This is a genomic window from Streptomyces sp. NPDC057743, from assembly GCF_042798755.1.
GTDB lineage: Bacteria > Actinomycetota > Actinomycetes > Streptomycetales > Streptomycetaceae > Streptomyces.
Window position 1 is genome coordinate 163,791 of sequence record NZ_JBHVJX010000014.1, and the last position, 14,434, is coordinate 178,224.

Annotated in this window: 11 protein-coding genes; 8 read left to right on the forward strand and 3 right to left on the reverse strand. The window is 72.6% G+C overall.

All coding sequences use genetic code 11. The features are described from left to right. The first annotated feature begins 111 nt into the window (after positions 1-111). The 8 genes from ACFVFQ_RS18365 to ACFVFQ_RS18400 all read left to right on the forward strand — a co-directional run bounded on the left by ACFVFQ_RS18365 (position 112) and on the right by ACFVFQ_RS18400 (position 12,003). Positions 112-1,569, forward strand: a complete 1,458-nt coding sequence (locus ACFVFQ_RS18365; protein WP_383416657.1) for an aldehyde dehydrogenase family protein — start codon at positions 112-114, stop codon at positions 1,567-1,569. Positions 1,570-2,095: 526 nt separating this feature from the next. Beyond that, positions 2,096-4,015, forward strand: coding sequence for an acyl-CoA dehydrogenase family protein (locus ACFVFQ_RS18370; protein ID WP_383416660.1), 1,920 nt, complete (start codon positions 2,096-2,098; stop codon positions 4,013-4,015). Positions 4,016-4,114: 99 nt separating this feature from the next. Next, positions 4,115-5,407, forward strand: coding sequence for a 1-deoxy-D-xylulose-5-phosphate reductoisomerase (dxr, locus tag ACFVFQ_RS18375; protein WP_383416663.1), 1,293 nt, complete (start codon positions 4,115-4,117; stop codon positions 5,405-5,407). Next, the gene (locus ACFVFQ_RS18380) at positions 5,404-6,705 is read left to right on the forward strand and encodes a M50 family metallopeptidase (RefSeq protein WP_383416666.1); all 1,302 of its coding nucleotides are present in this window, start codon (positions 5,404-5,406) and stop codon (positions 6,703-6,705) included. Before dxr ends, ACFVFQ_RS18380 begins: the two co-directional genes overlap by 4 nt. A 189-nt stretch (positions 6,706-6,894) precedes the next feature. Further along, entirely contained in the window at positions 6,895-8,052 is a 1,158-nt protein-coding gene (ispG, locus tag ACFVFQ_RS18385) for a flavodoxin-dependent (E)-4-hydroxy-3-methylbut-2-enyl-diphosphate synthase (RefSeq protein WP_383416669.1), read from the forward strand. A gap of 560 nt (positions 8,053-8,612) precedes the next feature. Further along, the gene (locus ACFVFQ_RS18390; RefSeq protein ID WP_383416672.1) at positions 8,613-9,458 is read left to right on the forward strand and encodes a GNAT family N-acetyltransferase; all 846 of its coding nucleotides are present in this window, start codon (positions 8,613-8,615) and stop codon (positions 9,456-9,458) included. A gap of 24 nt (positions 9,459-9,482) precedes the next feature. After that, positions 9,483-10,019 carry a GNAT family N-acetyltransferase gene (locus ACFVFQ_RS18395; protein WP_383416675.1) on the forward strand — a complete coding sequence of 179 codons (537 nt, stop codon included), beginning with the start codon at positions 9,483-9,485 and terminating at the stop codon, positions 10,017-10,019. A 280-nt stretch (positions 10,020-10,299) separates the two neighbouring features. After that, positions 10,300-12,003 carry a proline--tRNA ligase gene (locus ACFVFQ_RS18400; protein WP_383416678.1) on the forward strand — a complete coding sequence of 568 codons (1,704 nt, stop codon included), beginning with the start codon at positions 10,300-10,302 and terminating at the stop codon, positions 12,001-12,003. A 90-nt stretch (positions 12,004-12,093) separates the two neighbouring features. Here ACFVFQ_RS18400 and ACFVFQ_RS18405 read toward each other — a convergent pair whose 3' ends face one another. The 3 genes from ACFVFQ_RS18405 to ACFVFQ_RS18415 form a co-directional block, all read right to left on the reverse strand. Next, positions 12,094-13,002, reverse strand: coding sequence for an aminoglycoside phosphotransferase family protein (locus ACFVFQ_RS18405; protein WP_383416682.1), 909 nt, complete (start codon positions 13,000-13,002; stop codon positions 12,094-12,096). An 84-nt stretch (positions 13,003-13,086) separates the two neighbouring features. Next, the gene (locus tag ACFVFQ_RS18410; protein ID WP_383416685.1) at positions 13,087-13,581 is read right to left on the reverse strand and encodes a ferritin-like domain-containing protein; all 495 of its coding nucleotides are present in this window, start codon (positions 13,579-13,581) and stop codon (positions 13,087-13,089) included. A 262-nt stretch (positions 13,582-13,843) separates the two neighbouring features. Next, positions 13,844-14,314 (reverse strand): hypothetical protein, encoded by a 471-nt coding sequence (locus ACFVFQ_RS18415; protein WP_383416688.1) that lies wholly within the window; start codon positions 14,312-14,314, stop codon positions 13,844-13,846. Positions 14,315-14,434: the final 120 nt, after the last annotated feature.

Consider the following 14,434-nt stretch of genomic DNA (forward strand, 5'->3'; position numbering starts at 1 on the left):
ACAAGCGTCAGCGGGCCCCCGCACCCCTACGGTGGGCAGCAGAGTCCTACGCCAAGCCGCTCCCCGAGCTGCGCGCGCACCACCCACCACCACGAAGGGCCGGGATCCACTGTGCCGAACACTGCTGCAGCCCCCACCGCCTTCTGGCTCGCCGGCCGCGAGGCCACCGGCGAGGCCACCTTCGACGTCACCTCTCCCTGGGACGGCCGTCTCGTCGGCACGGTGAGCGTCCCCACCGAGGCCCAGGTCGAGGAGGCCATCGCCGCCTCCGTCGCGGTCCAGGACGAGCTCGCCGCGACCCCCGCCCACGTGCGGGCCGCCGCCCTCGACCACGTGGTGCGCGGTCTGGTGGAGCGCACCGAGGAGATCGCCCGGCTGATCTCCGCGGAGAACGGCAAGCCCATGAAGTGGGCCCGCGGAGAGGTCGGCCGGGCCATCTCGGTGTTCCGCTTCGCAGCCGAGGAGGCCCGCCGCTTCAACGGCGGCGAGGCCCAGCGCCTGGACACCGACGCCGGCGGCGCCGGCCGGCTCGCGCTGACCCGCCGCTTCCCCCGCGGCACCGTCCTGGGCATCGCGCCGTTCAACTTCCCGCTGAACCTCTGCGCCCACAAGATCGCCCCGGCCATCGCCGCCGGCGTCCCGATCCTCCTCAAGCCGGCCCCGGCCACCCCGCTCTCCGGCCTGATCCTCGGCGAGCTGCTGGCCGACACCGACCTGCCCGCCGGCTCCTGGTCGATCCTCCCGGTCCCCAACGACCGCATGACGGCCCTCGTCCAGGACGAGCGGCTGCCGGTCATCTCCTTCACCGGCTCCGACAAGGTCGGCTACGCCATCCTCGACTCGGTGCCCCGCAAGCACTGCACCCTGGAGCTCGGCGGCAACGGCGCCGCCGTCGTCCTGCCCGACTGGTCGTCCGAGCAGGACCTGGACTGGGCGGCCCAGCGCATCGCCACCTTCGCCAACTACCAGGGCGGCCAGTCCTGCATCTCCGTCCAGCGGGTCATCGCCGACGCCTCGGTCTACGACCGGCTGGTCCCCAAGGTCGTCGCGGCCGTCGAGGCCCAGGTCACCGGCGACCCGTCCGACGACGCCACCGAGGTCGGCCCGCTGGTCAGCGAGGACGCCGCCAAGCGCGTGGAGTCCTGGGTCGACGACGCCGTCGAGCGCGGCGCCAAGCTGCTCGCCGGTGGCAAGCGCGACGGCGCCGCCTACGCGCCGACCGTGCTGGAGGACGTGCCGGCCGGCGCGACCCTCGCCACCGAGGAGGTCTTCGGCCCGGTCCTCACCCTCCAGAAGGTCGACGGCGTCGACGCGGCGTTCGCAGCCGTCAACGACTCCAAGTTCGGCCTCCAGGTAGGCGTGTTCACCCACGACACCCAGACCGCCTTCCGCGCCCACCGGGCCCTGGAGGTCGGCGGCGTGATCGTCGGCGACGTGCCGTCCTACCGCGCCGACCAGATGCCCTACGGCGGCGTCAAGCAGTCCGGCGTCGGCCGCGAGGGCGTCCGCTACGCCATGGACGACTACACCTACGAGCGCGTCCTGGTCCTCACCGGACTGGACCTGTAGACCACTGGCGATCCCGGGGGCGGACGGGCCAGGCGCACCGGCCCGCCGCCCCTCGGACCGGCCTGGCCCGGTGGACAGCGACGGCCATCCTGGGGCCGTACCGCCCGCCAGGTCGAGGCCGGCGCACTCCCCTTGAGCGCCGGCCTCCTCCCACGCGGCGCGCTCCGGCCCCCTGTTTCCGGAGCGCGCCGCGTCCCCACCACCCGGCGCTTCCCCCACGCCGGGTCGGACCTCTAGACGCTATGGCCCCGCTCCGCCCCGGTCCCTCCTGACCGAGGCGGATGCGGGGCCCTGCCGTTGGGGGTGGCGCCACCCCGCGCCTACAACCAGCGCGGTACGCGACACCCTCCCCAGGGCCGGCACGACACCCCCACGACCGCTCGTTTCCGGCCACGGCGACCCCCTGCCCCCGGGCTCCGCTCCGCTGGTGCAACCCGCGCGGATCGGGTACTTGTCACAAGTAGCACTGCCCGGCGGCCGACCGGCCCGCCGGCAGACTCCCGAACCGCGGCGAGGTGAGCTCCTGATGACCGCTCCGTCCATCCGCAACGTTTCCGAGCGCGAAGCCCGTCGGGTCGCCGAGGCGGCCCGCGAGCAGGACTGGCGCAAGCCCAGCTTCGCCAAGGAACTGTTCCTGGGGCGCTTCCGGCTCGACCTCATCCATCCGCACCCCACCCCCGCGGTGGACGACGTCCGGCGCGGCGAGAAGTTCCTCGCCACGCTGCGGGAGTTCTGCGAGACCGAGGTCGACGGCGCCCGGATCGAACGCGAGGGCCGCATCCCGGACGAGACCGTCCGCGGCCTGAAGGAACTGGGCGCCCTGGGCATGAAGATCGACCCGAAGTACGGCGGCCTCGGCCTCACCCAGGTCTACTACAACCGCGCCCTCGCCCTGGTCGGCTCGGCCAGCCCGGCGATCGGCGCGCTGCTCTCCGCGCATCAGTCGATCGGCGTACCGCAGCCGCTGAAGCTCTTCGGCACCCAGGAGCAGAAGGAGACGTTCCTGCCGCGGCTGGCCCGCACGGACATCTCGGCCTTCCTGCTCACCGAGCCCGACGTGGGCTCCGACCCCGCCCGCCTGGCCACCACCGCGGTGCCCGACGGCGAGAACTACGTTCTCGACGGCGTGAAGCTGTGGACCACCAACGGCGTGGTCGCCGACCTGCTGGTGGTGATGGCCAGGGTCCCCGCCTCCGAGGGGCACAAGGGCGGCATCACCGCCTTCGTCGTCGAGGCCGACGCCCCCGGCATCACCGTCGAGAACCGCAACGCCTTCATGGGCCTGCGGGGCCTGGAGAACGGCGTCACCCGCTTCCACCAGGTACGGGTCCCGGCCGCCAACCGCATCGGCCCCGAAGGCGCCGGCCTGAAGATCGCCCTGACCACGCTCAACACCGGCCGGCTCTCGCTGCCCGCGATGTGCGCCGGCACCGGCAAGTGGTGCCTGAAGATCGCCCGCGAGTGGTCCGGCGCCCGCGAGCAGTGGGGCCGCCCGATCGCCAAGCACGAGGCGGTCGGCGCCAAGATCTCCTTCATCGCCGCCACCACCTTCGCCCTGGAGGCGGTCGTCGACCTCGCCTCCCAGATGGCCGACGAGAACCGCAACGACATCCGCATCGAGGCCGCCCTCGCCAAGCTCTACGGCTCCGAGATGGGCTGGCGGATGGCCGACGATCTCGTCCAGATCCGCGGCGGCCGCGGCTTCGAGACCGCCGAGTCGCTCGCCGCCCGCGGTGAACGCGCCGTCCCCGCCGAGCAGATGCTGCGCGACATGCGCATCAACCGGATCTTCGAGGGCTCCACCGAGATCATGCACCTGCTGATCGCCCGGGAGGCCGTCGACGCCCACCTCTCCGTCGCCGGCGACCTCATCGACCCCGACAAGTCCCTGAGCGACAAGGGCAAGGCGGCGGCCAAGGCCGGCGGCTTCTACGCCCGCTGGCTGCCCAAGCTGGTCGCCGGACCCGGCCAACTCCCGCGCACCTACCAGGAGTTCGGCGAACTGGCCGGCCACCTGCGGTACGTCGAGCGGACCTCCCGCAAGCTGGCCCGGTCCACCTTCTACGCGATGTCGCGCTGGCAGGGGAAGATGGAGACCAAGCAGGGCTTCCTCGGCCGGGTCGTCGACATCGGCGCCGAACTCTTCGCGATGAGCGCCGCCTGCGTACGGGCCGAGCACCTGCGGATCACCGGCGACCACGGCCGCGAGGCCCACCAACTCGCCGACGCCTTCTGCCGCCAGGCCCGCATCCGCGTCGAGGAACTGTTCCACCGTCTGTGGACCAACACCGACGAACTGGACCGCAAGGTCGTCTCCGGCGTCCTCGACGGCAGCTACACCTGGCTGGAAGAGGGCGTCATCGACCCCAGCGGCGACGGCGCCTGGATCGCCGACGCCACCCCCGGCCGCAGCACCAAGGACAACGCCCGCCGCCCGTTCCGGTAGAGCGCACCGGCCTCGTACGGGCGGCCCGTGCGTCGCCCGTACGAGGTGCGGACGCCCTCGGTGGCCGGGGTACCGCGCCGACCGGCCACAATGGACCACATGACGGACAGCCTCGCCCACCCGCACCTGCGCTTCGAGCCGGCCGCCGGCGACTCCGGGGGCCCGCGGGAGATCGTGATCCTCGGCTCGACCGGTTCGATCGGCACCCAGGCCATCGACATCGTGTTGCGCAACCCCGGCCGGTTCCAGGTCACCGCGCTCGCCGCGGCCGGCGGCCGGGTGGACCTGCTCGCCGAGCAGGCGCACCGGCTGCGGGTCGGCACCGTCGCGGTCTCGCGCGAGGAGACGGTGCCGGCGCTGCGCGAGGCGCTGGCCGCCCGCTACGGCACCGGCGAGCCGCTGCCACAGATCCTGGCCGGCCCCGACGCCGCCACCGAACTCGCCGCCTTTGACTGCCACACCGTCCTCAACGGCATCACCGGCTCCATCGGCCTCGCCCCCACCCTCGCCGCCCTGAAGGCCGGCCGGGCGCTGGCCCTCGCCAACAAGGAATCGCTGATCGTCGGCGGCCCCCTGGTCAAGGCCGTCGCCAAGCCCGGCCAGATCATCCCCGTCGACTCCGAGCACTCCGCGCTCTTCCAGGCGCTGACCGGCGGCACCCGCGCCGAGGTCCGCAAGCTGGTGGTCACCGCCTCCGGCGGCCCGTTCCGCGGCCGCACCCGCCGCGAACTGACCGGCGTCACCCCCGAACAGGCCCTGGCCCACCCCACCTGGTCCATGGGCCCGGTCGTCACCATCAACTCCGCGACCCTGGTCAACAAGGGCCTGGAGGTCATCGAGGCGCACCTGCTCTTCGACGTCCCCTTCGACCGCATCGAGGTCGTCGTCCACCCGCAGTCCTACGTCCACTCGATGGTGGAGTTCACCGACGGCTCCACCCTCGCCCAGGCCAGCCCGCCCGACATGCGGATGCCGATCGCGCTCGGCATCGGCTGGCCCGAGCGGATCGCCGACGCCGCCCCCGGCATCGACTGGACGACCGCACAGAGCTGGGAGTTCTTCCCGCTCGACGCGGACGCCTTCCCGTCCGTCCCGCTGGCCTGCCGGGTCGGCGCACTGGGCGGCACCGCCCCCGCCGTCTTCAACGCCGCCAACGAGGAGTGCGTCGAGGCGTTCCTCACCGGCGGGCTGCCGTTCACAGGGATTGTGGATACCGTCGCCGCAGTGGTCGACGAAGGGCTGGCATCCGGAGTGGTGACGAAGCAGACCCAGGACGGCGGCGGAACCTCCCTGACCGTTGCGGACGTCCTGCAGGCCGAGAAATGGGCGCGCGCCCGCGCCCGCGAACTGGCCGCCGCGGCGGCACGCACCCCATCGGAGGCTCGCGCATGACGACCTGGATGACCATCCTCGGCATAGTCGTCTTCGTCGTCGGCCTGCTGTTCTCCATCGCCTGGCACGAGCTCGGCCACCTCTCCACGGCCAAGATGTTCGGCATCCGCGTGCCGCAGTACATGGTGGGCTTCGGGCCGACGCTCTTCTCCCGCAAGAAGGGCGACACCGAGTACGGCATCAAGGCGGTCCCGCTGGGCGGCTACATCCGCATGATCGGGATGTTCCCGCCCGGCGACGACGGGAAGTTGCAGGCCCGGTCCACCTCCCCGTTCCGCGGCATGATCGAGGACGCCCGCGAGGCCGCCTTCGAGGAGCTCCAACCCGGCGACGAGAAGCGGCTGTTCTACACCCGCAAGCCCTGGAAGCGCGTCATCGTGATGTTCGCCGGGCCGTTCATGAACCTGGTCCTGGCCGTGGTGATCTTCATGGGCGTGCTGATGGGCTTCGGCATCAACACCCAGACCACCCAGGTCGGCTCGGTCTCCGACTGCGTCATCGCGGCCTCCGCACAGACCGACAAGTGCCCGTCCGGCGCCAAGGACTCCCCGGCCAAGGCGGCCGGCCTCCGCGCCGGCGACAAGATCCTCACGTTCAACGGCCACGCCGTCCCCGACTGGGGCACCCTCCAGGACCAGATCCGCCGGACCACCGGCCGGGCGACCCTGGTCGTCGAGCGGCACGGCACCAAGGTGACGCTGCACGCCGACCTCATCGAGAACAAGGTCGCCAAGACCGACGGCCACGGCGGCTACGTCCCCGGCGAGTTCGTCACCGCCGGCTTCCTCGGCTTCACCCCGGCCAGCGGCGTCGTCCCGCAGACCTTCTCGCAGTCCGTCGACCGCATGGGCAGCATGGTCGGCCAGGGCGTGGAATCCCTGGTCCGCCTCCCCGGCAAGGTTCCCGACCTGTGGAACGCCGCCTTCAACGGCGCCGAGCGCAAGCAGGACTCCCCGATGGGCGTGGTCGGCGCGGCCCGGGTCGGCGGCGAGGTCTTCTCGCTGCACATCCCGCCGGAGCAGCGGGTGGCGACCATGCTCCTGCTGGTCGCCGGCTTCAACCTCTCGCTGTTCCTGTTCAACATGCTGCCGCTGCTGCCGCTGGACGGCGGCCACATCGCCGGCGCCCTGTGGGAGTCGCTCCGCCGCGCCTTCGCCAAGGTCGTCCGGCGCCCCGACCCCGGCCCCTTCGACGTCGCCAAGCTGATGCCGGTCGCCTACGTCGTCGCCGGGATCTTCGTCTGCTTCACCCTGCTGGTGCTGGTCGCCGACGTGGTGAACCCGGTGAAGCTCACCTAGGCCGCAAGGGGGCCACACGGCCGCACAACCCGGGCCAGGCACGCCGCCACCGTATGGGCGTGCCTGGCCGCCCCCTTTCGAGGGGCCTATGGGTTCGATGTGCCTCGGACGATATGGGTGCCGTAGGCTCGATGACCGGAAGCCCGCCGAATCCGGGCCTTGATCCATCACCTTGGGGTTGCTCGCCAGATGACTGCCATCGCACTGGGAATGCCGGACGTACCGACCAAGCTGGCCGACCGCCGCGTCAGCCGCAAGATCCAGGTCGGTACGGTTGCCGTGGGCGGAGACGCACCGGTCTCGGTGCAGTCGATGACGACGACCCGGACCTCCGACATCGGCGCCACGCTCCAGCAGATCGCCGAACTGACCGCCTCCGGCTGCCAGATCGTCCGGGTCGCCTGTCCCACCCAGGACGACGCCGACGCGCTGTCCGTGATCGCCAAGAAGTCGCAGATCCCGGTCATCGCCGACATCCACTTCCAGCCGAAGTACGTCTTCGCCGCCATCGACGCCGGCTGCGCCGCGGTCCGGGTCAATCCGGGCAACATCAAGCAGTTCGACGACAAGGTCAAGGAGATCGCCAAGGCGGCCTCCGACGCCGGCACCCCAATCCGGATCGGCGTCAACGCCGGCTCCCTGGACCGGCGCCTGCTCCAGAAGTACGGCAAGGCCACCCCCGAGGCGCTCGTCGAGTCCGCCCTGTGGGAGGCGTCCCTCTTCGAGGAGCACGGCTTCCGCGACATCAAGATCTCGGTCAAGCACAACGACCCGGTCGTGATGGTCAACGCCTACCGCCAGCTCGCCGCCCAGAGCGACTACCCGCTCCACCTCGGCGTCACGGAGGCCGGCCCGGCCTTCCAGGGCACCATCAAGTCCGCGGTCGCCTTCGGGGCGCTGCTCAGCGAGGGCATCGGCGACACCATCCGGGTCTCGCTCTCCGCGCCGCCGGTCGAAGAGGTCAAGGTCGGCATCCAGATCCTGGAGTCGATGAACCTCCGCCCGCGCCGCCTGGAGATCGTCTCCTGCCCGTCCTGCGGCCGCGCCCAGGTCGACGTCTACAAGCTGGCCGACGAGGTCACCGCGGGCCTGGAGGGCATGGAGGTCCCGCTCCGCGTCGCCGTCATGGGCTGCGTCGTCAACGGCCCCGGCGAGGCCCGCGAGGCCGACCTCGGCGTCGCCTCCGGCAACGGCAAGGGCCAGATCTTCGTCAAGGGCGAGGTCATCAAGACCGTCCCCGAGTCCAAGATCGTCGAGACCCTCATCGAAGAGGCCATGAAGATCGCCGCGCAGATGGAGGCCGACGGCATCGCCTCCGGCGAGCCGGTCGTCACCGCCGCGGGCTGACCCTTAGGGCAGGGGGAACAGATCCCGTAGGGGACGCCGGCACCCCCTGCGGGGCCACAACGCGGCCCGGCCGGAGCGGTATTCCCGCTCCGGCCGGCGCACTGCCTCACGCGCCCGCGCACCGATCCGCGGCCCAGCGCGGTGATGCACCGATCAACGGCCCCGCACACCGCCCGCTGGCCCACGCACCCGCGCACCGATCGGTACGAGCCGCGCACTGAAACGTGCGCGCCGGGCACCCCTGCGCACGAGCCGCTCGTCGCCCCGTACGAGCCGGCCGCCGATCCCCACCAGCACCGCGTCGACCGGTACGAGCCGCACGCCCACCGGTACGAGCCGCGCACCGCGACCCGTACACGTCGCGCACCGACCCGTACGAGCCGCGTACCAGACCGTACGAGCGCACGCAGAGCCCCGCGAGCGACCGGTCCCACCCCGCCCCCGCGGGGTCTTCGCAGGTCCGTCCCGGGGAGCCCAAGTGCGTCTGGCCCGGTGGAGGTACAGTGCCAGGACCCGCTCCGCCTGGCCTCCCAGGCCCCCACGGTGAGGCTTTCCGACACGTGCTGACGACCACCACCATCAAGGTCCTCGAACCGGGAGAGCTCGATGAGGCTCTCACGGTCCTGGACCGTGAACCGGTCGCCAACGCCTTCGTCGCCGCCCGGGTCCAGGTCGCCGGTCTCGACCCCTGGCGGCTCGGCGGGGAGATGTGGGGCTGGTACGTCGGCGGCCGACTGGAGTCCCTCTGCTACGCCGGCGCCAACCTCGTCCCGGTCTGCGCCACCCCCGAGGCCGTCCGCGGCTTCGCCGAACGCGCCCGCCGCCAGGGCCGCCGCTGCTCCTCCATCGTCGGCCCCGCCGGCCCCACCGCTGAACTCTGGTCACTGCTGGAACCCCACTGGGGCCCGGCCCGCGAGATCCGCGCCCACCAGCCGCTGATGGTCACCCGCGCCCCGTCCGCCGAGGTCGCCCCCGACCCCCGCGTCCGACGGATCCGCAAGGACGAGCTCGACCTGATCATGCCGGCCTGCGTGGCGATGTTCACCGAGGAGGTCGGCATCTCGCCGCTCGCCGGCGACGGCGGACTCCTCTACCAGGCCCGGGTCGCCGAACTCGTCGGCGCCGGCCGCTCGTTCGCCCGCATCGAGGACGGCAAGGTCGTCTTCAAGGCCGAGATCGGCGCCGCCACCCCGCACGCCTGCCAGATCCAGGGCGTCTGGGTCGACCCCGCGCACCGCGGCCAGGGCCTGTCCGAGACCGGCATGGCCGCCGTGCTCCGCTACGCCCTCAGCGACGTCGCCCCCGTAGTCAGCCTCTACGTCAACGACTACAACGCCGCCGCCCGCGCCGCCTATCGACGGGTCGGCTTCGAGGAGGTCGGCGCATTCATGAGCGTACTTTTCTGAGCCGCCGCCTTGTACGCTCCGAGCATGGATGACGTCGCGGTCGGCCCCCTTGATCTCGCTGCCCGCGTGGATGACGCGCTAGCCGTGCAAGCCCTCGCCTTCGGCCTCACCGACGACGAGATCGCCGTCCGCCGCCACATCGTGCTGCGCCACCTCGGCTGCCGAGGTGCCCGTGCCCTCGGCGCCACCACCCCCGCCGGCCGCCTCGTCGGCTTCGTCTACGGCATGCCCAACGACCGCACCCACTGGTGGTCCACCGTCGTCGAGCCCTATCTGCGCTGCCAGGGCCTGGACCACTGGCTCGACGACTCCTTCGTCATCACCGAGCTGCACGTCCACCCCGCCTACCAGGGCCACGGCATCGGCCGCTCCCTGATCACCCGCATCACCGACGAGGCCGCCGAACCCCGCAGCATCCTCTCCGCCATCGACACCGAAAGCCCCGCCCGCGGCCTCTACCGCTCCCTCGGCTACCAGGACATCGCCCGCCGCGTCCTCTTCCCCAGCGCCCCCACCCCCTACGCGGTCATGGGCGCCCCCCTCCCCCTGAAGCGCCCGTAACCGGCACACCACTCCCGAACGCCCGCCCCCACCAACCCAATTCACCCACCCACGGGAGGTGACGGGCCGGAGGGGCAGGGTGTCCGGACGTAAAGCGAAGCAGTCCGGGCACCCCACCCCGGAGGCCCGTCACCGCACCCAACAGCCCCGCGCAGCGGCTCGGCCCGCCGCAGGCGCCACGGCGGGAAAGCCAACAACGTGGGAACCCGGCCATTTCCGTGGGACACACCCCGCCAGCTAACCTCCAGGGAGTCACCTTTCTTACGCAGGAGAAACTCCCATGGCCAACGCCGCACAGGTCCAGCGCATGTCCCGCTTGATGATCAAGACACTGCGCGACGACCCGGCCGACGCCGAGGTGCTCAGCCACAAGCTCCTGGTGCGCGCCGGCTATGTGCGCCGCACCGCCGCCGGTGTCTGGTCCTGGCTGCCGCTCGGCAAGAAGGTTCTCGCCAACGTCGAGCGGATCGTGCGCGAGGAGATGGACGCCATCGGCGGCCAGGAGGTTCTGCTGCCCGCCCTGCTGCCCAAGGAGCCCTACGAGGCCACCGGTCGCTGGGAGGAGTACGGCGCCGAACTGTTCCGCCTGAAGGACCGCAGGGGCGGTGACTACCTCCTCGGCCCCACCCACGAGGAGATCTTCACGCAGCTGGTGAAGGACCAGTGCACGTCCTACAAGGACCTGCCGGTGATCCTCTACCAGATCCAGACCAAGTACCGCGACGAGGCCCGTCCGCGCGCCGGCATCCTGCGCGGCCGCGAGTTCCAGATGAAGGACTCCTACTCCTTCGACGCCGCCGACGAGGGCCTGGACGAGGCGTACGCCCTGCACCGCGCGGCCTACCAGCGGATCTTCGAGCGCCTCGGCCTGGACTACCGCATCTGCGCCGCCATCGCCGGCGCCATGGGCGGCTCCAAGTCCGAGGAGTTCCTGGCCCCCGCCGCGGCCGGTGAGGACACCTTCGCCGACTGCCCGAGCTGCGACTACGCCGCCAACACCGAGGCGATCAACTACGTCCTGAAGCCGGTGGACGCGGCCGACGCGCCCGCGTTGGAGGAGATCCCGACCCCGGACACCCCCACCATCGAGACGCTCGCCGCGCACCTCGGCGTGCCGGCCTCCGCCACCCTGAAGAACCTCCTGGTGAAGGTCGACGGCGAGATCGTGGCGGTGGGCGTCCCCGGCGACCGCGAGGTCGACATGGACAAGGTCGAGACGCACTTCGCGCCGGCCGCCGTCGAGTTGGTGACCGCCGAGGACTTCGTCGGCCGCGCGGACCTGGTCCGCGGCTACGTCGGGCCGCAGGGCCTGGAGAAGGTGAAGTACCTCGCCGACCCGCGGGTCGCCCCCGGCACCTCCTGGATCACCGGCGCCAACAAGGAGGGCGTGCACGCCAAGAACGTCGTCGCCGGCCGCGACTTCGAGGTCGACGAGTACGTCGACGTCGTCGTGGTGCAGGAGGGCGACCCCTGCCCGAAGTGCGGCACCGGCCTCAAGCTGGACCGCGCCATCGAGATCGGCCACATCTTCCAGCTCGGCCGCAAGTACGCCGACGCCTTCCAGCTCGACGTGCTCGGCCAGAACGGCAAGCCGGTCCGGGTGACCATGGGCTCGTACGGCATCGGCGTCTCCCGCGCCGTCGCCGCGCTCGCCGAGCAGCACGCCGACGACCAGGGCCTGTGCTGGCCGCGTGAGGTGGCCCCCGCCGACGTCCACGTCGTCGCCGCCGGCAAGGCCAAGCAGACCGAACTCGCCCTGGAGATCGGCGCGCAGCTCGGTGCCGCCGGGCTGCGGGTGCTGGTCGACGACCGTCCCGGGGTCTCGCCCGGCGTGAAGTTCACCGACGCCGAGCTGATCGGCGTGCCGACCATCGTCGTCGCCGGCCGCCGCGCCGGCGAGGGCATCGTCGAGGTCAAGGACCGGCGCACCGGCGAGCGCGAGGAGCTGACGGTCGCCGAGGCCGTCGCCCGCCTCGGCGCCTAACCGCACGCGGCGAACGGGCCGGCCGGGCATCCGCCCCGCCGGCCCGTTCCCGTTCGGATGCGCCCCCGCGGGTCGCGGAATCCGTCCCGGCTACAGGTACGCCGCGAACTCCAGCAGCGACTCGCCGCGCCGGCGGTCGCCGGCCACCGACTCCCGTACGCCCGCGCGCACCGCCCGGTACAGCGTCCAGTCGCGCAGCCGCTCCCGGTCCACCTCCAGCGAGTCGGCCAGCTTCGCCACCCGCCGCCGGGCCACCGCGGCCGCCCCGGAACCGGCCAGCAGGTCCTCGAAGCGGTCCAGCACCAGCCGCGCCAGGTCGTACGCCCGCTCGCCGACCAGCGGCGACGGGCCCACCGTCAGCCACGGCGCCCGCTCCCCGGCCAGCACCTTCCCCTGCCGGAACGCGCCGTGCAGGACGTACTCCTCCGTGGCCCCGTCCGGCAGCGACCGGCCCAACTCCAGCGCCTCGTCCACCAACGGGCCGGCGTCGGTCGCCGCCGCGGCCGCCGGCAGCCGCTCGGCGTCCTGCGCGGTCCGCTCCGCCACCGTTGCGAACGGATGCCCCGCCGGCGGCGCCACCCACAGCCGGCGCACCGTGCCGGCCGCCTCCAGCAGCGCCTTGGCCTCCGGCAGCGACCGCAGTGACACCGACCCCTGCAACCGCTCCAGCAGCAGCGCGCCGCTCGCCTCGTCGGCCCGCAGCAGTCGCACCGCGCCCCAGCCGTCCCACACCCGCAGCGCCGCAGCCTCCTGCGTGGCGGCCCGGCCCGGCACCGGGAACTTCAACGCCGCCGGGGTCCCGTCCTCCTGCCGCACCAACGCCACCAGGCTGCTGCGGCCGCCCGGTGCGTGCACCCGCTCTAGGGTGAGCTGCCATGCCTCCAACCGCTCCTGAACCAGCGCCGGGAGCGCCGCCAGCCAGGCCCCTAGGGGGCCCTCCTGATCGCCGCCGAGCGCACTCCGCAGCCTCTGCGGGGGTTCGATGGGTGCCGTTGCCATGCCTGAGCTGTCCTTTGCGTGGGGGAGTGGCCGTGGGGCGGCCGGTCGTTCGTCGGGCGTCGCGGTCGCGGCGCGTTGGTGCGCCTACAGCGCGTCGGCGGGGGTGCTCGCGGCGCCCGACGGGGCGGGTGCCGCGGCCCGTTCCACGAGCCCAGGGAAGGCTACGCCGCTGCCGCGCCACCGAACCGCGCGCACCGCCGCCTCGCGGAGCGCGGCCGCGGCGTCCTTGCGGTGCGCGCCGTCGGCGGCCCGCACCAGGTCCGCGTAGACGGCCGCCACCCGGTCCTCCAGCTCCGCCGCCAGGCGCGCGGCGGCGGCCGCGTCCGGCACCGGGAACGGCAACTCGTAGGCGGCGGCCGCCGCTTGGGGGGCGCCGCCGAGCTCCCGTACGGTGCGGCGCAGGGCGTCGCGGCGGGCGCGGTGCGCGTCGTAGGCGCTCTGCGCCTCGGGGCGGCGGTCGGTTCCGATCCGGCCGCCGACCACGCCGTAGCCGTAGACGGCGGCGTGTTCGGCCGCCAACGCGGCCTGGGTCGCGCCCAGTTCCTCGCGTGGCGCGTCTTTGCTCGTGGTCGTCGCCATCGTGGTTCTCTCTCGGTGGTGGGGTGGCTGGGGCCGCTTCGCCTACGGGCGGAGGGGGCTGTCCCGGGGTGCGTCCTCGGTGCGGGCGCCTCTGGTCTGTCAGTTGAGGAATGCCCGGGTGTTTGCTCCGGATCCCGCGGACGCACCTCGGGACATCCCCTCCGACCCGGCGCCGTGGGCGGCTGACCCGTCATCTCGGTGCCGGACGGCTACGCGAACGGGTTGGTTTGTGTCCGTTGCCGGGTGCGGTCCGGGGTGCCGGTCAGCTTGAACTGGGTTGCCCTTCCTGCGTCAGGAGGTAGGCGTGGGCCGCGCCGGCGGCGGCTACCGAGGCCAGGAGGCGGGCCAGTTCGGGAGGTGCGGAGAGCAGTGCCTTGGTGCGGGTGTCGGAGAGGGTGCGTTCCGCGTCGGCCAGGGTGGTGCGGGCTTCGCGTTCGTCGGTGGGTACGCGGGGGGTGCCGCCCGGGGCGGGGGAGGGGGGCTTGGGCGTGAACGCCTCGGTGTGGCGGGCGACTTCGGCGCGCAGGGGGCGCAGGCGGGGGGCCAGGGCGGGGTGCGCCGAGAGCGTCGCGTCGTAGCGGGCGAGGAGCGTTGCGCTGTCGTGCGCGGCCCGTTTGCGGAGGCGTTCGGCGGCGCGGGGGTTAGGACCGGCGGCGTCGGCGCATCCGGAGAGCAGTGCCGCACCTCCCAGGGCGGCGCCGGCCAGCAGGGTCGTTCTGCGTGTGAGCGCCACTTTCGGCACGTTGCACTTCCCGGGGTCTTCCGTAGTGATCACCGCAGGCGAGGGTATCCGTGACCGCCCACCGAATCGTCAGTACCCCGCCGGAACCGATAGGCTTTGACCCGACACGCG

Coding starts and splice junctions, on each gene's coding strand:
- ispG (WP_383416669.1), top strand. CDS start 6,895: ATGACTGCCATCGCACTGGGAATGCCGGACGTACCGACCAAGCTGGCC.
- ACFVFQ_RS18400 (WP_383416678.1), top strand. CDS start 10,300: ATGGCCAACGCCGCACAGGTCCAGCGCATGTCCCGCTTGATGATCAAG.
- ACFVFQ_RS18395 (WP_383416675.1), top strand. CDS start 9,483: ATGGATGACGTCGCGGTCGGCCCCCTTGATCTCGCTGCCCGCGTGGAT.
- ACFVFQ_RS18410 (WP_383416685.1), bottom strand. CDS start 13,581: ATGGCGACGACCACGAGCAAAGACGCGCCACGCGAGGAACTGGGCGCG.
- ACFVFQ_RS18380 (WP_383416666.1), top strand. CDS start 5,404: ATGACGACCTGGATGACCATCCTCGGCATAGTCGTCTTCGTCGTCGGC.
- dxr (WP_383416663.1), top strand. CDS start 4,115: ATGACGGACAGCCTCGCCCACCCGCACCTGCGCTTCGAGCCGGCCGCC.
- ACFVFQ_RS18405 (WP_383416682.1), bottom strand. CDS start 13,002: ATGGCAACGGCACCCATCGAACCCCCGCAGAGGCTGCGGAGTGCGCTC.
- ACFVFQ_RS18370 (WP_383416660.1), top strand. CDS start 2,096: ATGACCGCTCCGTCCATCCGCAACGTTTCCGAGCGCGAAGCCCGTCGG.